The organism is Streptomyces sp. TG1A-8, assembly GCF_030499535.1.
In the GTDB taxonomy this organism is placed as follows: Bacteria; Actinomycetota; Actinomycetes; order Streptomycetales; family Streptomycetaceae; genus Streptomyces.
In genome coordinates this window covers 3,335,340-3,357,174 of record NZ_JASTLB010000001.1, presented here as the reverse complement: position 1 = coordinate 3,357,174, position 21,835 = coordinate 3,335,340, and the positions used below count along the sequence as shown (strand labels likewise).

Annotated in this window: 10 protein-coding genes and 1 pseudogene; 4 read left to right on the top strand and 7 right to left on the bottom strand. The window is 70.6% G+C overall.

The window, feature by feature from the left end; all coding sequences use genetic code 11:
- Positions 1 to 74 precede the first annotated feature (74 nt).
- A pseudogene (locus tag QQY24_RS14430) lies at positions 75 to 537 on the top strand (DUF5994 family protein); the annotation flags it as partial.
- A 126-nt stretch (positions 538 to 663) separates the two neighbouring features.
- Entirely contained in the window at positions 664 to 1,011 is a 348-nt protein-coding gene (locus QQY24_RS14425; RefSeq protein ID WP_301976247.1) for a CorA family divalent cation transporter, read from the top strand.
- 359 nt (positions 1,012 to 1,370) lie between these two features.
- Here QQY24_RS14425 and QQY24_RS14420 read toward each other — a convergent pair whose 3' ends face one another.
- Genes QQY24_RS14420 through QQY24_RS14405 form a run of 4 tightly spaced genes read right to left on the bottom strand, consistent with a single transcriptional unit; the run spans position 1,371 to position 9,842 of the window.
- Positions 1,371 to 2,642, bottom strand: coding sequence for a TIGR02679 family protein (locus QQY24_RS14420; protein ID WP_301973091.1), 1,272 nt, complete (start codon positions 2,640 to 2,642; stop codon positions 1,371 to 1,373).
- Positions 2,639 to 6,877: a TIGR02680 family protein gene (locus QQY24_RS14415; RefSeq protein ID WP_301973090.1), complete on the bottom strand. Its 4,239-nt coding sequence runs from the start codon at positions 6,875 to 6,877 to the stop codon at positions 2,639 to 2,641. The genes QQY24_RS14420 and QQY24_RS14415 overlap by 4 nt, the downstream gene beginning before the upstream one ends.
- Positions 6,874 to 8,199 carry a TIGR02678 family protein gene (locus tag QQY24_RS14410; protein ID WP_301973089.1) on the bottom strand — a complete coding sequence of 442 codons (1,326 nt, stop codon included), beginning with the start codon at positions 8,197 to 8,199 and terminating at the stop codon, positions 6,874 to 6,876. The genes QQY24_RS14415 and QQY24_RS14410 overlap by 4 nt, the downstream gene beginning before the upstream one ends.
- Complete coding sequence (locus tag QQY24_RS14405; RefSeq protein ID WP_301973088.1) at positions 8,196 to 9,842, bottom strand: TIGR02677 family protein; 1,647 nt, start codon at positions 9,840 to 9,842, stop codon at positions 8,196 to 8,198. Before QQY24_RS14405 ends, QQY24_RS14410 begins: the two co-directional genes overlap by 4 nt.
- Positions 9,843 to 10,015: 173 nt before the next feature.
- On the opposite strand from QQY24_RS14405, the gene pglW reads away from it, so the two are divergent.
- Positions 10,016 to 14,488 (top strand): BREX system serine/threonine kinase PglW, encoded by a 4,473-nt coding sequence (gene pglW / locus QQY24_RS14400; RefSeq protein ID WP_367657998.1) that lies wholly within the window; start codon positions 10,016 to 10,018, stop codon positions 14,486 to 14,488.
- Between the two features lie 28 nt (positions 14,489 to 14,516).
- Here pglW and QQY24_RS14395 read toward each other — a convergent pair whose 3' ends face one another.
- Genes QQY24_RS14395 through QQY24_RS14385 form a run of 3 tightly spaced genes read right to left on the bottom strand, consistent with a single transcriptional unit; the run spans position 14,517 to position 17,907 of the window.
- Complete coding sequence (locus tag QQY24_RS14395) at positions 14,517 to 15,977, bottom strand: hypothetical protein (RefSeq protein ID WP_301973086.1); 1,461 nt, start codon at positions 15,975 to 15,977, stop codon at positions 14,517 to 14,519.
- Positions 15,974 to 17,389, bottom strand: coding sequence for an AAA family ATPase (locus tag QQY24_RS14390; RefSeq protein ID WP_301973085.1), 1,416 nt, complete (start codon positions 17,387 to 17,389; stop codon positions 15,974 to 15,976). Before QQY24_RS14390 ends, QQY24_RS14395 begins: the two co-directional genes overlap by 4 nt.
- Positions 17,386 to 17,907, bottom strand: coding sequence for a hypothetical protein (locus QQY24_RS14385; protein WP_301973084.1), 522 nt, complete (start codon positions 17,905 to 17,907; stop codon positions 17,386 to 17,388). Before QQY24_RS14385 ends, QQY24_RS14390 begins: the two co-directional genes overlap by 4 nt.
- Before the next feature lie 163 nt (positions 17,908 to 18,070).
- Here QQY24_RS14385 and pglX point away from each other — a divergent pair, with 163 nt between their 5' ends.
- Positions 18,071 to 21,820 (top strand): BREX-2 system adenine-specific DNA-methyltransferase PglX, encoded by a 3,750-nt coding sequence (gene pglX / locus QQY24_RS14380; RefSeq protein WP_301973083.1) that lies wholly within the window; start codon positions 18,071 to 18,073, stop codon positions 21,818 to 21,820.
- The last annotated feature ends 15 nt before the right edge of the window (positions 21,821 to 21,835 follow it).

Genomic DNA, 21,835 nt, shown 5'->3' with positions numbered 1-21,835 from the left:
GCACGGCTCACGGTGGGAGGACGAGGTCCCGCGGTCGGCGGCGGTACCGAATCCCGCGGACAGGCGGACACATCATGATCGAATCCGACGCCCCTCGTGCCCCCGGGCTCCTGCCGGACGCGATCCATCGGGCCGCGAAACCCGGGACGGTCCTTCTGCGGCTGGAGACGACACGATCCCGGGAAGGCAACCTCGACGGTGCGTGGCGGCCGCGTTCCCGGTTCCCGCGACATCGGTGCTGAGCTGCCCGGCCCCGTCCACGCGCTGACCGGGCACCTCGGCCCCATCACGCGCGTCGGTCTGGACGCCACCGCTTGGGATGAACTTCCCACGCGCCTGGTGATCGGCGACCAGGTCGTCCGTATCGACTCCTTTCCGTTGGGTGACGGCACCGTCCTGATCACTGGGGGCGACCAGGACCACTTCTCTCTTCTCGTGGTCCCGCCGCACGCGACAGTCGAGGCCGCCCGTGCCGCGATGGCCAGGGCTGTCCGGGCTGACGACGTCACCGATGCCGTACAGATCCTCATCGACACCGCCGGCACCCACCAGGCACACACGGTCCCCGTGGAGGGCCCCGGAGCGGCGAGGAACACCACGAGCCCGAGGACGGTCCGGTTCCGCCGCGTGGTCCTGCCCGTGCGGGAGGTCGTCAACGCCCTCATGCGCCCCGACCTCGACGTCGTCGACGGCCCCTTGCTGCCGTACTACCGAGACGTGTACGACCACGTGTTGCGTGCCGGCGAGTGGACGGAGTCGCTGCGCGACCGGGTGGCCCCGGTGATGGGGACCAACTTGTCGGTGCAGGCGAGCCGGATGAACCTGATCACGAAGAAGGTGACGAGCTGGGCCGCGATCACCGCCGTGCCCACGGCGATCACCGGCTTCTACGGACAGAACCTTCCCTGCCCCGGCTTCGCACACCAGTGGGGTTTCATCGTTTCCAGCGTCGTCATCGTCGTTGCCTCTCTGACGCTGTACTTCGCTTTCAAGCACTGGGACTGGCTCTGACCGCACGCTCCTGCGCGCTCGTCACAGACGGGCCCTGGGAGCCGGTTCCAGGAGTCGGCTCCCCGATGGCTCCCACATCAGGGACACAAAGCGAACCAGGCCCGGTGCTGATTTCTCAGCACCGGGCCTGACCTGGTGTTTCTCTGTCGGGGTGGCGGGATTTGAACCCACGACCTCTTCGTCCCGAATGAGGTTCGGTTGGGGAGACTGCCAGCCTTGATGGCATCTCCGCAGGTCGGAGCAGTGGACTCGGTTGGTGTCGCGCGGCCGGGAAGGGGCTCGGGGAGCGGGTTGGCTCCCAGATGGCTCCCAGCACCGGCACTCCTACCCTGAGCATTTGTCGCGTGTCCAGGGTGTCCTTACGCCAGACCCGACAAGTCGTTCACCAGAAGGTCGAGGGTGACCTCCTCATGGAGCGCGACCCCGAGAGCGGTCATCGCGGGGGCGAGACCCGGGTCCCAGGCCGCGCTGACGGGCTGCCCGTCGAGCGGCAGCTGAGGGATTCCATCGGCCTGGCTGCGAGCGGCCAGGTGCTCGTAGTCCTCGGCGCCCATGCGCCATGGCCGGGCTCCGTAGCGGCGGATGATCCGGTTCGCTAGAGCGATGCCCGGCCAGTCGAAATCCCCGTGATACGCGAAACGGCAATCGGTGGCGGCGAGGGCGTCGAGGAGTGTGAGGACCACCGTGGCGGCGCTGCCGGAGGTGCACACCAGGGCGTGGACACCGGCAGCGTCCGCCGCAGCCTCCACCACGCGTGGGTTCTCACAGATGTGGATCACTGTTCCGGCAGGCAGTTGCAGTTGCAGGTCGTGCAGGTCCCGGGAGGTGAGGTGGGCTTCGGCGTGATGGTCGGCTCGCTGCCTCAGAGCCTGCTCCCGCCAGCCCCCGCCGATGGGCCGCAGCCCGTAGGTCAGCACTGTGCTGGAGACCTCGTCCGGTGTGACGGACACCAGCCGCCAGAGTGCGCGCCGACCGGCCGCGTCGCCGGGGAACTCGGTGCTGTGGGCGAGGGCAATGCCGCGTTGGACGAGACGTGCGAGCCAGGTGCCGTCGTCCAGGCCGTGTGCGGACCCGGTCGCCAGGGCGGCGAGTTCTCCTCGGCCTCGGGTGCCACCCCGTTCCGGGCCGAGCAGTACGGTGAGGACCTGCACTGCCTGCTGAAGCGTGCGTACCGCCGTTTCGGGTGTCACTCCTCTCGGTACGCCGGTGCGGCGCAGCAGGTCGTACCACTGCCCGGTCCAGTCCTGTCCGGCGAGCGGAGAGGCGTCCAGCGCCGAGGCGAGCGACGACCAGACGTGCTCGCGCCGTGCCGCGGTACCCGCGCGGACGGCACGGCGGTCGATGAGCGGGGGGCCCAGTTCCTCCAGCACCTCTCTGAGTCCGAGTCCGGCCGCCGAGGCGCGCAGCCGCGTGTCGAGGCCGTCGAGTCGCACAGTTACGGCAGCACCCGTGACGGGTTTGCCCAGCAGGAGCGACAGGTCGTTGCGTTCCTGGGTGCTCAGCGAGGTCAGCCGGAGGGAGCCGGTGGCCTGCACGCCGTTGCTTTCCAGGCGCTTGCGTACGGCTTCCCAGAGCCTGGTCAGCCCGGGACCGGCCAGCCAGTCCTGTGTCGCCGCGGGCAGCTTGCTCATACGGGCACCAGGCGCCGGTGCCGGCCGTTCCAGGTGTAGTGCAGGGTGGCCACCCCGCGCACATGGGGATCGCGGAGGCACTCGTAGATGTGCAGGGACGGCACCTCCGGCCAGTTGCCCATGAGCCGTTCGCTGGTGAGGACGAAGTCGAGATCGAGGTCGACGAGGATGCGTCCCAGCCGCCCGTGGGTAGGTTCGTCGACCTTGGCGAAGGCGTCGTCCAGGAGGATCAGCCGGGGGGCGTGGGGTGCGGACTCGGCGAGGCTGGTGAAGTGGGCAGCGGCCGCGGCGAAGAGAACGAGGTAGGAGAGCACTCGCTGCTCGCCCTGGCTGAGCCCGGTGCGGCCGGTCAGTTTCCGCCTGCGTCCCGGGGCGGCGTCCTCGACCACGAAGGTGTGAAAGTGGAACCAGTCGCGGTAGTCGAGCGCGATTCGCAGATGAGCGGCGTAACCGGCTGAGGGATCGGCCCGTCGGGCATCCTCGATCCGGCGTTGCAGCACCTCGCGGAGCTGCTCGGTCTGCTCACGCGTGCGCAGGCTTGACGGACTGCGCAGCAGCTCGACAGCCGCCCGCACGTCCGCGTCGACGTCCTCGTCCAGCTTCCACAGCAGTTCCACGCCGAGACCGTGGGAGGTGCGTACGGTCCGCAGGGTGTCGTTGAGAGCCGCGACCAGGTTCGCCGCGGTGATGACCTGGGCCGAGAGATGGTCGCCGAGCTCGCCGGTCAGGAACCGCTGGAACACCTCACGTTCGCGCTCGGTGAGCCGTCCTCGGGCCTCTGCCGCCTGGACGGCGATCCGCTCGCCCACGGCCGCGACGTCGTGGGAGCCGTGGTCGTCGATCAGGCGGCACACCTTGATCCCGTCGCGTTCCTCCAGTTGCGCGTCGTAACCGCCGGCCAGCTGGTCGCGCAGTTCAGTGTGCCGGTTGAGCAGGGTGCTGTCCGAGACCTCGCCCTTCGGACGGCCGAGGGCCTGTTCCACGGCGTCGGCCAGTGTCCGCAGTGCCCGCAGACGGCTGCGGACGCCCGAGCCGGGATCGTCCGCCACGTCCTCGGGCAGTGAGGATCGGTCCAGCCCGGCGCCGCGCATCACCTCCGGCCGGCCGAGTGCGCCGCGAAGTGCGCTGCCGGTTGCGATGACCGCCGTCTCCTGCGCGGCCAGGTTCTCGCGCAGACGCTTCTCCTCCTCTTCTGCACGCACGCGCCGGTCATGAAGGTCGTCGCGGGCCCGCTGTGCCGCCGGAAGGGCCTGGGCGGCGTGCGCGATGCGCTGTCTGGTTTCCTGCTCGCGGGTGAGGATCTCTTCTTCGGTCGCCCCGATGGCCTCCTCGCGGGTGCGCAGGTCCTGTTGCGCGGTATGCAGCCCGGTGAGGCGAAGCCGGTAGTTCTCCTCCGCAGCCAGGCGTTCTGTACGGGCGCGTTCGTATCGCTCGGCATCGGCGTGATGGGTGCCGAGCCGCTCGCTCGTGCTGCCGATCGCTCGGCGAAGATGTCCGATGCCGGTGAGAAGGGCAGCCAGCGCGGTGCGCACGCGTTCCAGCTCGGCGGGGTCGCTAGGCAGGTCATGAGCGGTGGCGGTGGCGTCCGCCTCGGTGCGTGCGGCTACGGCGAGGGCGCGGGCCTCCTCGGCCAGCCGTGCCGCGCTGGTGGCCTTGGCGGTCAGGTCACGCAGTCTCCTCTCGTCCGACTCGGTTCTGCTCCAGGCGTCGGCGAGACCGCGTGCCCGGGGGAAGTTCTGTTCCGCGAGCCTGAGAGCCCGACGCCGGGCGTCGGCCTCGGTGAGTTCGTGACGGGCGTCAGCCAGCCGCTGCTCCGTCTGCGTGAGCCGCTGTTCCAGCTCGGCCAGGATGCGCCGTCGGGTCTCGGCGCGTACAGCAGCTCCCACATACTCGGCGTCACTCTTGTGGTGCCGGCCGCTGAGGATGCCCAGACGCCAGCTTCCGTTGTAGTCCACCGCGTCATGAGCGGTCGTTTCCTCGGCCGGTGCGAGCGCGATAGTGGCCAGCAGGTGTTCCACCTGCTCGGACGTGACTCCACACCCCGGTTGCGGCGCTGGGCGCAAGGCCGAGGCGAGGGTCGCCCCATCCGGCAGCGCGGGGCCTGGACGGAGCAGAGTGTCACGAGTGCCGGGATCGACAAGGGCGCCGTCTGCACCGACCCACGCGTCCAGGATTCCGCTGGCTTCCAGCGCTGCTTCCAGACCGGCTCGATGCGCGTGGCTCAGATCATCCACGAAGTCCACCAGCCGGTAGAAGGGCGCTCCGGTGCCAGGTGTCCTTTCGGCGACGCGGTGGTGGGGGACCGGCGGCTCGGGATCCGTACGTCGCTCCCAGTCACGCTTCTGACGCGCCAGGTGCCCGACTTCCTCATCGAGCCGGCCGACGGTGAGTGCGAGGGCGTCGCGGCGGCTGGTGAGTTCCTCGCTGTACGGATCCAGTGCGGCATGGGCGGCCTGCCACGCCTGGCTGTCGGTGTCGGGCGGGAGCGTGCGGTCCGCGAACGCGGCGTCGGCGGAGCTCTCGAAGGCAACCACTACGTGGACGGCATCCAGCGGCAGGCAGTCGGACCCGACGGCGGCTCGCGTGCGGGTGACCCACTCGGCGACCTGGCGGGCATAGGCACCGCTCTCCTCGGCGACCTTCTCGCGGCCGGCGTCGAGACGGCCGGCGGCCTCTTCCGCCTCGCCCTCCCACCGTTCCCGCTCGGTGTCGGCCTGCTCCGCCCGGCTTCGGGCCTTCTCGGCCTGCGCGGTGAGACGCGTCACCTCCTGGACCATCCGGGTCCGGTTCTTCACGACCGTCTCGGCGTCCTCCAGCTGCCCCTGCCATGACCGCAGTCCGTCCTGCACCGCCGCCGTGTCCACACGGACGGCCGACCGGTGCTGCACGATGTGCGTCTCCCCGTCCGGAGCGGTCAGCTCCGTCTCGCCGGCCTGGGAGCGAACCGTGCGGGGCAGGGCGACTGCCTCGCCGAGATGGCCGGTGGGAAGTCCGGCCTTCTCCGCCTGCGTCAGCAGTTCCCGGTGTTCAGTGCCCAGTTCGGCGAGCCGGCTCCCGAGGTGGTCGACACCGTCGGACAGGCGCTCGGCCGCACCCTCCTCTGCGCCGTGTGCGTTGCTGAGCGCAGTGAAGGCAGCCACGGCGGCGGTGTGCAGCGCCTCGACCGTGGTGCGGCGTTCCGACAGCTCGCGCAGGCTGCGATAGGCGTGGCTGGCATGCAGGGCGGCGAGGTCGGTCCGGGCGGCTTCTTCCTCTTCGCGCAGAGCCTCCAGCCGGGCTTCTGACTCCTCCTCCTGTGTCCTCAGCTCGCTGGTCCGCTGTGCGGCGTCTCCGGTCGCCCGGCGTCGCTGCGCGAGGATCTCCAGCTCCCGGCTCACCGCCTGCGCGGAGGTGCGCAGGACACCGGACAGGTAGCCGCGGTAACTGGTGAGGAAGGTGCGCAACGCCGTATCGGTGCGCTCCAGGCGGCCGAGTTCGTCGCGTACGGCGTCGAGGTCGTGGAGGTTGCGCGCGACCTTCTCGACCACGTCCTCGTCGAGTCCCGGCAGGGTCTCGCTCAGCAGGGAGGCGAGTCCTCCATGCTCGATACGGTCCCCGACGGTGGGCCGCCGCAGCCGGTGGAGGAGCTGGGTGAGGTTGCGGTAGCGGGTCGCGTCGGTGATGCCGAACAGTTCCCGGGCCACCCGCGAGCGGTGGACGACCGCGCGGTCAGTGACGTTGTCGGAGCCGACGATCTCCTTGAGCCGGTCGACCGGCAGGGGCCTTCCGCTCTCGACTAGGTGCAGGTCCTCACCGACGCGCAGCGGCGTGACGAAGAACGTCGGCAGCGCCTTCTGCGTCGACTTCGAGGCGCGGATGGCGGCGCCGAGGGTGAGGTGGCGATGGTCGCCGCCGTCGGTCGTGCCCTGGAACTCCACCCACAGGTAGCCGAGACGGTTGGTCTGCTCGAACCCGTCCAGCATCAGCCAGGCGAGAGTGGTCCTGCCGGTGCCCGTCGCGTCCAGCGCCCGTGAGTCGCCGTCCAGCAGATACGGGAGCAGCATTTCCAGGGCCTTGGACTTGCCCGCGCCGTTCTTGCCACGCAGGAGCAACCGTCCGTCACCGAAGGCGAACTCCTGCTCGTCGTACTGCCACACATTCTGGATGCCCGCCCGGTGCAGCCGGAAGCGGGTGCCGGCGGTGGTCGTGGGGCCGGAACGCGGCAGCGGGACGAGGCCACGCGCATCGGTGGTCACAACGGCAACTCCTCTTGAACATCCGTGCCCTTGCCGACTGCGGTGGCCGGGCTCACGGTCACGTGGGTGGCGTAGCGCGCCGCCGCGGCCAGCAGCACCCAGCCGTCACCGCCGGGACGTACCCCGCGGACATCGGTCACGGTGCGCCCCTCCGGTGCCTCATCGGCGTACCCCTCCGGCAGGCCATAGCCCTCGGCACGCAGCCGGCCAGTCCGGGCCATCAGCCGCATGCGGGCCAGCAGGTCCAGCACGGCCTCCCGCAGGGCGCGGATGTCTTCCAGGTAGTCACGCTGCCAGTTGCTGCGCTGTCCGTACTCAGCGACCAGTTCGGCCAGCAACTCGTCCACCAGGCTGTCCGGAACAGCCACGCCGATGACGAGCGTCCCTCCGGTCGCCGGGTGGCCGGGCTCCCGCGGCCGAAGGCGCTCCACGAGCCGTTCCACCAGCAGGAGCGCGGCCTGCGCGACCGTCCCGGTGCCGGGCAGGTGCAGGTCCGTCAGCTCGTCCTCTGGATCCACCAGCGCCACTCCCTCGGCGCGGATCTCCATCTCCAGGCCCAGAAGTTCGGAGAACGCCTGCGCTTCGCGGCGCTGCCGGGTGCGCAACCAGTCGCGTTCGGCGTCGGTCAGCTCGTCAAGGTAGACGACGGGTGTCTCGACGAGCATCCGGCGCACATAGGTGCGAGGTCCGCCGAACCCCGGGTCCGCTGCCCGCCGGACCAGGTCGGCGCCATCACGGGCCTGGGCGAGTGGGCCGGCTACGACGACACGGGCCAGCTCGCGGTCCACTGTGATCAGAGCCTCTCCGCCCGCATCCTGTGCAAGAGCGGCCACATGGCCCTCGGTCTCGATGAGGACGCCCCACCCGACCAGCAGGCGCAGAGCTGCTACCAAGGTCCGTTTCCCGGCAGCCCTACCCGTCTCGTCCAGCTCGATCTCCGCGTCGGCCGCGGCGGCCCTGATGTCGGCCACCAGCTGCGACAGCAGCAGTTGTTCGGGTGCGGTCACCAGCACGGACAGGGCCAGCGCGAGACAGGCGTAGGTGTGCGGGGTGAAGGGGGTGCCGGTGGAGCGCTCCAGCCGGCGGCCCGCGCCTGCTCCCAGGCCCGCCTTGAAGAGCCGGGCGTAGGAGCTGTCGATCAGCAGGCGGTAGCCGAGCACCTGCTGGAACCGCTTGCCCAGCCAGTCGGCATGCCTGCGGATCAGCGGGAAGAGGTCGGCGTGCGGGCCGTCCGAGGTGACCAGCGGATGTGCGAGCAGCAGCCGGGCGGCGCTGCGGCGCTCGGCGGCTAAGGCCACGTCGTGTGTCGAAGGGAGGGTCATGAGACGTTCACCTCCGCATCGCCGTCGGCCGCGTCGGAGGAGGTGCGGCCGACGTCCAGCTCTAGGTTGTCCAGCAGCAGGTTGCCGTCGACCGAGTGCAAGACGCACCGGGCGCCCGCCGTGCGTCGCACGGTGAGCCGGATGCCCAGCTCGGCGTCCTCGCTGTGTGCCTGGTCGAGGTCGAATTCCGTCGCGCCCGCTCCGGCGCGACGCCTCAACTGCGCATTCCCGAGTGCGGTGGCCAGCAGCTCCAGAAGCAGATCGAGCGCAGCCGAGGTGAGGCGCACCTCGCCGAAGTGGCCCGAGGCGCTGCGTAGTTCGTCCGCCGCCGCTGCCCTGGCCGCTGCTCGCTCACGGGCTGCCTCCCGCAGCCGCTGCTTCTGTGCGGAGTGGTCCTCCACAGTGGCGGTCCGGCCACGCTGGGCGCGGCTGCCCCTTTCCCGCAGGGCCACCGGCACTTCAACCACCGGCCCGGTCCACCAGCTCGTGTAGGCGGGCACCACCTTGTCGGTGGCCGGGGGTATGCCCAGATGACGGGCGCCGTACAGCCCGAAGGCGGCGACGGCGATGTCGTGCGCGTCCTGCGGCGCCGCTTCCTCGAACCACCGGGCCAGCCGCAGCAGGTCCTTGCGCCGGGACATCTCCCCGGTGGCCGACCGCAGCATCCGCTTGGCGTTGGCGAGCAGCGACTGCAACGCGCGCAGAGTGGCATCCCGCAGTTGATCGACCTGGCTGCCCTGCCCGTCGGTGTCGTTGAACCAGCCGCGCAGGCCCTCCCAGTCAGCGAACTCACGCCCACGGCTGCGCTGCACCCGCGTCTCTAAACGGCCGTCGCCCTGCGGGGACAGCCCGGTGAGGCCCTGGGCATGGGCGTCCAGCCGGGCGAGCAGACCCGGGACATGTGGCCACAGCGTGTCCAGTGCCGCCGAGATCCGGGGCGCGCGGAACGCCACGTCTTCAGTGATCGCCTCGACGTAGTCGAGGAGCAGCTCCTTGAAGCCCTGGTACTCGGCGCTATCCAGGTCGTACCGGGCCAGAACCTGGCCAAGGTAGGCGTAGAAGTCCCGGATGGAATCCGCGAAGTCGGTGAACTGCACGAACAGCGTGCTGACCCGCTCCAGCCCGTCCTGCGGTTCGATGCCGCCGGGCGCGGTCACGAGCTCGGCCAGCTCCCTGAGCCCGCGCTCGACCAGGGCGAGCAGCTCGTTGCTCACCTCCCGGGCGGCGTCCGCCTCGGCCAGGACGCCATCGGCGTCCCGCTGGATGCGCTCGCCCAACTTCGACAGCTGATAGCGGGCCCGGGACCGCTGGTACTCGCTGATGCTGGACGCCTTGACCGTGTGGCTGCTGCGCAGCAGGTTGCCCCACTTCACCAGCTGCTCCAGCCGGACGGTGAGGGTGTCGGCGTCGAGCCCGGCGGCAGGGTCCCCGGCCTGCCGCAGCTTCGCCAGGACGTCCGGGACAGCCAGGTCGGCCAGCAGGGTCCCGCAGAAGACCCGCATGATCGCCAGGTGCTCCAGCCGCTCGGGGGCGCTGAGGTAGGAGTAGGCGTCCAGCCGGCGGCGTGCTTCGCTAGGGGCGTTCTGCGCGGCCTGATCCCGCGGTACGGCGTCCCGCGCGGCCCCGGATGCGGGTGGCTCCATGTTTGCGAGATTACGCGGCGCGTCCGGCTGCTACCGGCGGGTGGCTGAAAATGCCCCGGCTCCCCCCGGCCAGGGCCCTGCTCCCCCTTGCGCGGCCAAGGGCTCTGCCCCCGTCCACAAACCGCTTTCGGCCGCTCTCTCTCGCGATAGGCTCGACCAGGCACTTTCGCATCGTGTCCGTGAGGAAAGCCTGGGGAGGCCGGACGGTGACAGCTCAGTCAGGCACGTCGGCATCGAAGCCTGGCGTACCCAAGCCGGGCCCGCCGCGCCCCGCCCGGCAGTGGTTCCAGGACCGTCCCTCGCCATACCCGTGGGAGCAGGACGCGCTGGACCATGTGCGGGGGCTCATGCCGCAGGCCGAGCCGTTCCGTGCCTGGGCCACGTTCTCCTTCACCGCGATGTCCGGCCGCGTCAACGAGTGCGATCTGCTGGTCGCCGTCCCCGCCGGACTCTTCCTCATCGAGATCAAGGGGCATCCCGGGCAGCTCCGCAACACCGGGTCGACCTGGAACTTCCAGGGATCCGACCGCATGCGGACCATCAACAACCCGCTGCACCTGACCGACCTGAAGTCGAAGGAGCTGAAGAGCCAGCTCCAGTGGGCGGCCCGCAAGCTGGGCCTGTCCGAGCGAGTGGTCCCGCGCGTCGAGCCCGCCGTGCTCCTGTCGTCGCCCGACCTGGAAAGCCACCTGGACGAAGTCCAGCAGATCAAGGTCTACGGGCGGGACGACGGCGGCAGCGGCCTGAAGCGGATCTGGCAGGACTTCCTCGGCTTGCCCCCCGACCGTCCCGACCGGCGTATCACGCCGGAGTTCTCGCGGCACACCCTGCCGCAGCTGCTCAAGACGATCGGGATCCGCCAGTCCACCGCCCACCTCCGCTTCGGCGACGCCTGGAAGATGGAGCCGCATCCGCTGGACGCCGGTCCCTCCTGGGAGGACCGGCTGGCCGTCCGGGACGACGGCCTCGTCCAGGAGGAGGGCCGGGTCCGCATCTACCTGGTGAGCCAGAAGGCGACGGAAGCGGCCCGCCGGGCCACCGAGCGCGCCGCGCGCCGCGAGTACCAGGTGCTGCAGGGCATCACCCATCGCGGCATCGTCGACGCGCTCGATTTCCGCGAGCACCAGGGCGGACCGGCGATCCTCTTCCGCCACCGGCACGGCGATCTCCGCCTCAACCAGTACCTGGACACCTACGGCGGCAGGCTCACGCCCGAGATCCGCCTGGACCTCGTCCGGCAGCTCGCCGAGGCGGTCCGCTACGCGCACAACCGCTCCCTCTACCACCGGGCGCTCGCGGCCCGCTCCGTCTATGTGTCGTTCCGGGCCGACGGGGCGGCTCCCGAACTGCGGATCACCGACTGGCAGACAGCGGCGCGGGACTTCGACAGCAACGCCACCTTCTTCCGTTCCATCGGCGGCTCCGCCCTCGACGCCGCCCTGATCGAGGACGCGGCCCGCATCTATCTCGCCCCCGAGTCGGACCAGCCGTACGCCGACCCCGCCGACCTGGACATCTTCGGTCTCGGTGCGGTCGCCTACCTGATCCTGAGCAGCCGCCCGCCGGCCACCCAGCGCAGCGACCTGGCCGAACGGCTCCGCAGTGACGGCGGCCTGCGCCTGTTCGCGGTGACCGACGGTCTGCCCGACGTTCTCGACGACCTGGTCTTCCGGGCGACCCGCGCCGACGTCAACGAGCGGCTCGGCTCGGCCGAGGCGTTCCTGGACCTGCTGGACGAGGCGGAACGCGCCAGTATCCTCCCCGACTCACCGGCGGCGGCCTGCGTCGACCCGCTCGAAGCGGCGCCAGGCCAGTCGCTGGACGCCGAGTGGACGGTACGCCGGGTCCTCGGCACCGGCGCCACCGCCCGCGCCCTGCTCGTGGAGCGGGCCACCGAGGACGAGGACGGCCGCACCCAGATCGACGAGCACGTCTTCAAGGTCGCCCTGGACGAGGAGAAGGCGGGGCGGCTGCGCGCCGAGGAGCGGGCGCTCCGCAAGGTCGGCGGCGGCTCCGTCGTCCAGCTGCGCGGCGAAGGGCTGCGGGAGCTCGGCGGGCGGACCGTCCTGGAGCTGGAGTACGCCGGTGAGCAGTCGCTCGGCGAGCGGCTGCGCGGCAAGGGCCGACTCACCTATCACGAGCTGGAGCGCTTCGCGGACGACCTGTTCCACGCGCTGGACCAGCTCGCCGCGCAGGGCGTCCGCCACCGCGACATCAAACCGGACAACTTCGGCATCCAGCGCCGCAAGGACCGCACCTGGCAGCTCAAGCTGTTCGACTTCTCCCTGACGGACGCCTCCGACCGGGACGTGAAGGCGGGCACACGCGGCTACCTCGACCCGTTCCTCGGCTCGATGCGCCGCGCCCACTACGACGATCACGCGGAGCGGTACGCCGCCGCCGTCACCCTCCACGAGATGGCGAGCGGCGAGCGCCCGCTGTGGGGCGAGGGACAGCTCGACCCGCTGACCAACGAGTCGGCCGAACTCCACGTCGCCACTGAGCTGTTCGAGCCCGCGCTGCGCGATGGACTGACCGCTTTCTTCCAGCGCGCGCTGCACCGCGACACCGAGCAGCGTTTCGACACGCTGCGGCAGATGTGGGACGCCTGGCGGGAGGTGTTCCGGGCGGCCGACGCGACCGCCCCCGCCACAACCCCCTCCACCGTGGGTACCGCATCCGACGACCCGGAGGAAGCCCGCGACCGGGCCGCTGCGGCGGCCGACCTGACGACGCCGCTGGACGCCGCCGGCCTGTCCCCGCGTGCCGTGTCGGTGGCCGGCGGACTCGGCGCGACCACGGTCGGGGAACTGCTGGACATCCAGCCGTACGCCATCTCCAAGGCGCGCGGCGCGGGCGCCCTCGTCCGCAAGGAACTCAACCGGCGCCGCAAGCAGTGGGCCACCGCGCTGCGCCCGGCGGCGCCGTACGCACCCCGCAGGCAGGCGCCGGACGACACCGGCCGCAAGCACTCCGCCTCCGGCGAGGGCGAGCCCCGCATCCTGTCGATAGACGACATGGCCGCGCTCCTCGCCCCCGAGCCGGGCCGCAAGGGCTCCCACCGAGCCGACGTCGTACGCCTCACCCTGGGCCTGCCCCCAGACGACGGCGGACTCTCCCCGCTCGGTGTCTGGCCCGTGCAGGCCCGGATCGCCGACCACCTGGGCATCAAGCAGACCTCCGTCTCCCGGCATCACCGCATCGAGATCAGGAGGTGGACGGAGGCGGACTGGCTGGACCCGGTCCGCACCGAGCTGACCGAGATCCTCCAGTCCGTCGGCCGGGTGATGACCGCCGACGAGGCCGCGGCCGAACTCCGGGCCCGTCACGGCGCCGGATCGGACACGCCCGAGCGGACGCTCGCCAGGGCCCTGGCCGTCGTACGGGCCGCCGCCGACGCGGAGACCACCGAACGCCCGGACGAGGACCTCGATGGGCCGCACGAGCCCCGCTTCGCCGTGCACCGGCGGAGCGAGACGGTCCTGCTCGCCGCTGAGTCCCTGCCGGGTGCGGACGACCCCAGCCCGAGGGAGCTGGCGGACTACGCGGCGCTCCTCGGCCAGGCCGCCGAACGGCTGGCACGGCAGGACCCGCTGCCCGGCCGCGGCGAGGTCCTGCGCATCCTGCGCGCCGTGCCCGCACCTGACGGGTTCGCCCCGCTCGCCGACACCCGCCTCGTGTCCCTGGCCGCCGCGACGGCCCCCGGCGTCGCGGCCACGCCCCGGCTGGAGCTGTACCCGCGTGACCTGAGCCTGGAGCGGGCGCTGCGCATCTCCCAGGCGGGCGCTGGCGTCCGCCGCGACCGGGGGATCACCGTCGGCGAGCTGGTGGCCCGCCTGCGTGCCCGCTTCCCGGGTCTGGACCTGGTGTCGGGCTCCCGCGAACCCACCCACGTGGAGCTGCTGGACGCCCTGGAAGGGGCGCGCTTCGACCTCGTGTACGACGACGAGGCGGAGAAGTTCTTCCCCAGGGCGCCGGAGTCGACGGGCACCTGGAGCTCCACCGGTGCCCTCACCAGCTACCAGCCGCCCACCCCGGTCACCCGGGCCGAACGGGAGGACCCGCACGGCCCGCTGCGGGAGCGGCTCACCGCCGTGGCGGAACGGGGCGGCTTCCTCGCCCTCACGGTGAAACCGAACGCGTTCGCGGGAGCCGCGGAGACCGTGGCAGCCGCCTTCCCGGTCGAGGCGGTCGATCTGTCGGACGTGTTCCTCACCGCCTTCCGCGCCCTGGCCGCGGAGAAGGGCCAGGACTGGCGGAAGGTCCTGCGCGCCGACAGTCTCTCCGCCCCCGGCGGCATCAAGCCCGGGCTGGCGTCCTTCGTCCGAGTGGTCTGGCAGCGTGTGGAGGAGGCGGTCCTCGCCCGCGCCGACGCGCCGCGCACCGTGTTGTTCCTCCACGACGCCGGCCTGGTCGCCCGCTACTGGGACGAGGGCGGCCACGCCTTCCTCGTCCGGCTCCAGAACGCCGCCCGCCGCCCCGCCGACGCGCCGCACGGCCTGTGGCTGCTGTGCACGGTCGAGACACGCGCGCAGGAGCCGAAGCTGGACGGCCGGACGGTGGAGGTCATCGGCGGCGACGGCGAACGGGCGCACCTGGACGCGGAGTTCCTAGACTCGCTGCGGGTGCCGGCCGTGACCGGCTGAGCGGACCCGGCCCGCACCGGCCGCCGACTCAGGACCTGCGGCGCACCCCGCCCTTGCGGCCGATGTCGAACGCCAGCCGGTACACGTCGGGCAGGTCGAGGGCGCCGGTGGTGCGTTTGGTCAGGACGCCGAGTTCCACCAGTTCCTCTATCAGCGCAAAGGGATCGTCGGCGTCACGGGGGCCGCTGTTCTCGTCGTCGTTCTCCCCCCTACGGCGCAAGATCTCCGCCAGCCCGCCCTGCGCCCAGTACTGGCGGACGTGGGACGGCTCCATGGGCACCTGTCCGCCCTCCAGCAGCTCTATGGCGGTGGCGGCCCAGCCGATGTCCTCCTTCAGCTCGTCCACCCGGACCCGCGACGCCTCGTGCAGGCTCTCCCGCAACGCCTCGTAGTGCAGCGGGTACGGCTGTGTGGCGTACCGCTCCGCCGTCAGGTCCGCGGCCGTGCGCAGGGCGAGCAGCCAGGTCCGCGGGCTCACCCGCCCCTTGCCGTCCTGGAGGTGGTTAGGCACCCAGGTGAACGTGTGGCCCTTGCGCCGGTCGGTGCCCATGTAGGACCCCGCCAGAGCGACGAAAGCCCGCTCCTGGCACTTCTCGTCGGCGATCAGGTCGACCGGCGCGACGAACCGCCCCTCACCTTGCGTCTCCCACGTGCCGTACTGCGCCCGGAACTTCTCCGCCTCCCTGCCCGGATGGTTCCCCAGCCGGTGGAAGAGAAGTCCGTAGAGGTTCTCCCGGCTCCACGTCAGATCGGCCGCGTTGGCCCCCAGTTTCGAGGCGTCCGCGAACGCCTTGGGCGCGCTGTCGTACATGTCCGGACGGACGAAGATCTTGGCGCGCAGCGCCCCTGTGGTCAGCCGCAGTTCCAGCGCCACCTGGAACAGCGCCGACACCAGCCGGTCGGCCGTCCTGCGGTCGGAGTGGAGGTGGTCCAGGGCGTCGAAGAGCAGCACACGCGTCTCGCCGCTGTCCCGGGCCTCCCGGTCGGCCCTGCCGAGCGCGTCGTCGTACGCGTCTTCGTTCGCCGCGGCCCAGCGGATACGGTCGGGCCAGTCAGCCAGGCTCGCGATCTGCGGTACCTCGAGCGCCATCATCACGACCGCGCGCCAGAAGATGTCATAGGCATAGCTGTCGGGGTCGATCACGTCCCGCAGCAGTCTGGCGATCTTCCGCTTGCCCGGGTAAGGGGTCTCACTGTTGCCGCCCGCCCTGAACGCAGTGGTGACCCGGACCCGCCGTAGCCGCGGCATCATGTACGACCGCGCGGCCACCTCCCTCAGTTCTGGATCGATCAGCGCCTTCGCCCAGTACGTCTTGCCGGTGCCGCGGGCGCCCCGGACCACGGTCACGTCGGGGTCGAGCGCGAGGCGGTGGCTGGACGGGGTGAACAGGCGTTGCCGGTCCGGACCGTCCGTGTCCGCGTCGAGTGCGGCACCGAGGGCCCTGGAGATCAGGGTGCGGTACTCGTCGGTGGTCGGCGGGGCGGTCATGAGGACTCCGGGGCGGGGTGCGGTGGCGGCAGCAGACGCTCCACCGTAGTCGTGAACGTCCGGTACGCGGCCTCGACGAACGGCAGCTCGGGCCAGTCGCGGCTGCGCAGGGGGTCAAGGCCCACCAGGTCGTTGCCGAAGAGGATCGGGATGGGGGCGTGCGGCGCGTCGTCGTCCTCCAGGGGAGGGTGGTACAGCTCGTCTCCCTCGTCGCCTGCGTCGTCCACGTCGTCCGGGCCGTCCTCGTCCGTGCCGAGCTGGTCGTAAAGGGTGTCGGCGAACAGCTGCTGGGCGCGGTCGCGCAGGGCGGGCAGCCGCTTCGCGTCCCCGGCCGAGTGGAACATGGCCGCCACGACCCGCAGCCGCTCCCGCAACTCCCGGGCCAGGGCAGGCCGCTGCTGCCACTGCTCGAACAGCATCTTGTAGCCCTCCCAGGTGGAGGGATTGTCCACGGCGAACAGCAGGGCGAGCCCGCTGAGATGGGTCAGGGTGACCGCCGCGATGTCGTGCATGCCGGCCCTGCTGTCCAGCAGGACGACGTCCGGTGGCCGCGACAGCTCGGTCACCTGGTCCTCGCAGGCGGCGATGGCCTCCTCCAGCCGTGCGGCGAACGGCCGGTCGCCGTCACCGGGGTTGAGTCCGGCGAGGTCGCTGTAGATGCGGTTCAGCTTGGCGAGGTAGTCGTACGGCTCCCCCGCCAGCGGTGAGCCGCCCGCCGGGGCGAGCCACACTTCCCCGTTGCCCTTGACGGGCAGTGCGGAGCTGCGTGCCACCAGTTCCAGCCCGTCGGCGTTGCCGACGCCGCCTTCTATCAGGTGGTCGACGATGCCGTGACGGGGGATGCCGGCGGGGTCCTCCAGCAGGTTCGAGACGCCCGGGGACTCCAGGTCGAGGTCCACCACGAGCACGCAGCGGCCCGTCCCGGCCAGGTACCGGGCGAGGACGGCGGTGGCGGTGGTGCGCCCCACCCCGCCCTTGAAGCCGTACAACGCCACCCTTCGGTCCCGGCGCCCGAGGGCCCCGTGGGCAGGGGTGCGGACGCTCCGGGCCCAGTCGGTGCCGATGACGGTTCGCTCCAGCGCGTGGACGCTGCCGGTGGAGCCTTGCCGTGGGCTGACCGGTGCGCGGTCCTCGGCGTCGAAGTACAGCTCCGGTGCGAAGAGCTTTTCGCCGAAGAGGAGGGGTTCGAGGCCCGTGAAGGGACGCGTGGCGGCCACGAAAGCGTCACGGAGGGCGACGACGTCAGCGTCGTCGTGAGCGAGGGCGCGTCCCCGGTCGTCGATGAGCAGACAGGCCCGGCCGAGCACGTCGCGGGTGACGACGACGTCCATGCCGAACTGCGCCGCTGCCTGCCGAGCGTGGTCGCGGGCGGCTTGCCAGGCGGTGTCGAAACGCGCACGGGAACGGCTCATGAGTGGGTCCTCGTGCCCAGGATGCCGGCCTGTTCATGGGCGGCGATGAGGTCGTACGCGGCCTTGAGGTGCCGGTCGACCTCCGCGTCGGTGATCGCGGTGCCGTCGCAGTAGCGGCCCGCGACGTCCCAGCCGGCGAACGGGTTCTTCCAGATGAGCTGCGTGAAGAGCGCGCCCGCTCCGCCTCCCCGGCGGCGGTGGGCGACGGCGGTGAGGTGTTCCCACAGCTCGGGGAGGTGCCCGTGTTCCTGCGGTCTCCACTCCCGCACGCCTGGGGCGCCCTTCTTCTTTGCCCAGGTGGCGACTTCGTCGTTCACCAGTCGGTTGCGCGTGTTGAGCTGAGAACCCAGGAAATCGGCCAGGATGGCTTTGATACCGCATTCCGCCGCCAGCCCGGCCAGATGGTCGGCGGATATCCGCAGGTTCTCCTTCGCGGCCAGTACGGCGGCGCGATAGTGGTTCCTGCTCGCCGTCGCGAACGCGGGAGGCTGTGTCGCGGAGGGTGTCGAGGCCGTCACGACGATCACTCTATCGAGCCGATCAAGAAGCTCGCGGCGGCTTTTCCCAGATCGCGACCACCCTGGGCCGCCGTACGGGGGCACGGGTGCGGCAGGATGGGAGGTCCGGTCCGCGGCTGACGCGGTGGGGCGCTGACGCGGTGCAGGGAGAAGGAAGCGAAGAGTGACGGTGACGACGACGGGCACGGACAAGGCGGCCCTGCTCAAGGACCTGAAGAAGCTGGTCGTCGACCTGGAGGACGACCTGCGGGCCCGCAGCCAGTCCGAGGAGGAGTTCCGCACCCGCCTGGACCGCGAGTGGCGCGAGGCCAAGGAGGCCCGGCGCACCGCCCTGTCCCACCCGGCCTGGCGGGACGAGCGCGTCACACAGGCCGCAGTGGCGTGGGTGCTCGGCTGCGTCTTCGTCCGCTTCTGCGAGGACAACGGCCTGATCGACGAGCCGTACCTCGCGGGACCCGGCGAACGCCTCGCCGAGGCGGAGGCCCGGCACGAGGCCCACTTCCGCACCTACCCCCACCACAACAACCGCGACTGGCTGATGGAGGCGTTCCGCCACCTGGCGGGCACCAACGAGACGGCCGCCGGCCTCTTCGACGAGCGGCACAACCCGCTGTGGGGACTGACCCCGAGCTACGAGACGGCGACGGAACTGCTGATGTTCTGGCGCCGCTGGGGCGCGGACGGCGAGATCCGCTACGACTTCACCGACCCCGAGTGGGACACCCGCTTCCTCGGCGACCTCTACCAGGACCTCAGCGAGCACGCCCGCAAGACCTACGCGCTGCTGCAGACCCCGGAGTTCGTCGAGGAGTTCATCCTCAACCTGACCCTGGAACCGGCGGTCGCGGACGACGGCCAGGGTTTCGGCCTCAACCCGGTCTGGACCGGCCCCGACGGCCGGGAGCGCCGCGGCCTGCGCACCATCGACCCGGCGTGCGGCTCCGGCCACTTCCTGCTCGGCATCTTCCATCGCCTGCTGGACAAGTGGCGCCAGGCGGAACCCGGCACGGACGACTGGACGCTGGTCCGCCGGGTCCTGGAGTCCGTCCACGGCTGCGACAAGAACCCCTTCGCCGCGAGCATCGCCCGCTTCCGGCTCCTGGTGGCGGCGATGCGCGCGGCGGGGACACGGCGGCTCGCGGACGCGCCGCCGTTCCCCATCAACGTGGCCGTGGGCGACTCGCTGCTGCACGGCCGGGACGCGGCGGGCATCCAGACCGACCTGGACACGCTGTTCGCGGAGGCGGTCGTAGGACGCGAGGAGGGGGAGACGTACGCGTACGCCACGGAGGACGTGTGGGAGTACGCGAAGCGGGTGGACCTGCTGGGGCGGGGGTCGTACCACGTTGTGGTGGGGAATCCGCCGTACATCACGGTGAAGGACAAGCAGGAGAACGAGAACTACCGGGCGGCGTACGACGCGTGCGCGGGGACGTACGCGCTGTCGGTGCCGTTCGCGCAGCGCATGTTCGAGCTGGCAGTGAAGGGGCCCGGCGGGCGGTTGGGCGGGGGCGGGTTCGTGGGACAGATCACCGCGAACTCGTTCATGAAGCGGGAGTTCGGCAAGAAGCTGATCGAGGTCGTCTTCCGGAACCGGGTCGAGCTGTCGCATGTCATCGACACCTCGGGCGCCTACATTCCGGGGCACGGCACGCCGACGGTGATTCTGGTCGGGCGGAACCGGGTCCCGAGTCCTGAGCGGGCGGTGCGGGCGGTGCTGGGGGTGCGGGGAGAGCCCTCGCAGCCTAGGAAGGCAGAGCATGGCGTCGTCTGGCAGGAGATCGCCAAGAAGACCGGCTTGCCCGGCAGCGAGTCCGAGTGGATCAACGTCGTTGATGCCACACGTCACAGCCTCAGTGATTTTCCGTGGAGTCTGTCCGGCGGCGGATCCGGCGAAGTGCAGGGCTATCTGGAAGCGGCAGCGGTGTCCCGGCTCCGGGATCGGTGCGCCAGCATTGGGCGTACGACCGCGAGCGGTGCGGACGACGCCTATTTCCTGCCTGACCGCAAAACAGCCGAGCGCTTGCACGAGGGGGACAGGGTTCGGGAGCTGGTCACGGGGGACGTTGTCCGGGACTTTTCGTTCGGCAGGGTCACGCAGGTGCGCAACCCTTATCTGGGCCGGGCGAACAAGCGACCTGTGGGGGAGGCCGACCCGTTGGTCGCGCGTTCCCTCTGGCCATATCGCGCGCTGCTAGAACGCCGTGTGATCTTCGGTAAGACGATGGCAGACAGCGACGCGCCCTGGTACGTGCACCTTGAGAACTACTCCAGCAAGCTGAGCGTCAAGGAGGGGCTCGGGTTCGCCTTCGTTGCCACGCACAACCACTTCTCGTACGACCGAGATGGACGGCTGTTCAACCGAACTGCTCCCGTGATCAAGCTCCCCGAGGGGGCTGTTGAGGAGGAGCACCTGGAGTTGCTGGGGTTGCTCAATTCTTCGGCGGCTTGTTTCTGGTTGAAGCAGGTCAGCCACGACAAGGGTAGCCAGGGAGTCAACGAGGGCTTCAAGTCCCAGGAGTGGGAACGTTTCTATGAGTTCACCGGGACCAAGCTGCAAGAGTTCCCCCTCCCGGCCAAGCTCCCGCTCCACCTCGGCTGCATTCTCGACGCCCAGGCGCAGAAGTTCGCCGAGTTGGAGCCTTCGGCCGTGGCCGCAACCGTCGTACCCACGCGGCAAGCGCTGGATGACGCGGAAGCCGAACACGCCAGGATTCGTCGCCGCATGATCGCCCTGCAAGAGGAGTTGGACTGGCAGGTCTACGGCCTCTACGGGCTGCTCAGCGACCGCGAGGTCGACCGGACCGTGACCCCGTCACCTGACCCCGAGACCATCCCCGAGGTCAAGCTCGGTGAGCGCGCCTTCGAGATCGTCCTCGCGCGGAAGGTTGAAGCCGGAGAGGTGGAGACCGCCTGGTTCACGCGCCACGGTTCGAAGCGCGTCACCGAGATTCCCACCCGCTGGCCGGATTGGTACCGCGAGATCGTCCAGGCCCGCATCGACCTGATCACCAGCCGCAAGGACATCGCCCTCATCGAGCGCCCGGAGTGCAAGCGCCGCTGGGCCACCGACTCGTGGGAGAAGAAGGAACGCGCCGCGCTGCGGAACTGGCTGCTGGACCGTTGCGAGGACGAGGATCTGTGGTTCGAGGTACGTGACGGCCTGCGCCGTCCACGGACGCTGACCATCAACAACCTTGCCGACCGGCTCGGTTCCGATCCCGACTTCACGTCCGTCGCCGCGCTGTACGCCACCGACCACCTTAAAAAGCCGGACCTCCCCCTCGCGCAGATCCTCAACGAGATCATCGCCGATGAGCACGTGCCCTACCTCGCCGCGATGCGCTACAAGGACTCCGGTCTGCGCACCCGCCGCGAGTGGGAGAAGGTCTGGGAGAAGCAGCGCGAGGAGGACCGTACGGGCACGCGGCACGACATCGACCCGCCGACCAGGTACAAGTCCTCCGACTTCCTCAAGCAGTCCTACTGGGCTCACCGCGGCAAGCTCGACGTGCCCAAGGAACGGTTCATCTCCTACCCGGAGGCGGGCCCGGACAGCGACTCCACGCTGATGCTCGGCTGGGCCGGCTGGGACCACAAGGATCAGGCGCTGGCCCTCACGCAGCTGATCGAGACGCGCGTCAAGAGCGACGCCTGGGGCGCCGAACGGCTCGTGCCGCTGCTCGCCGGGCTGCATGAGGTCATGCCGTGGGTACGTCAGTGGTACAGCGCGTACGACGACGAGTGGGAGGGCTCCCCGGCCGAGGACCTGGAAGCGGAGTTCCAGCGCTACCTGCGCATGCACGGCGTGAGCGAGGCGCAGATGAAGGACTGGCGTCCCGTGCGGAAGACGCGGGGGCGGAAAGCCCAGCGCCGGGAGACGACCGAACAGCCGGAGCTGGACGACGCGTAGAGCGAGGCGAAGGGG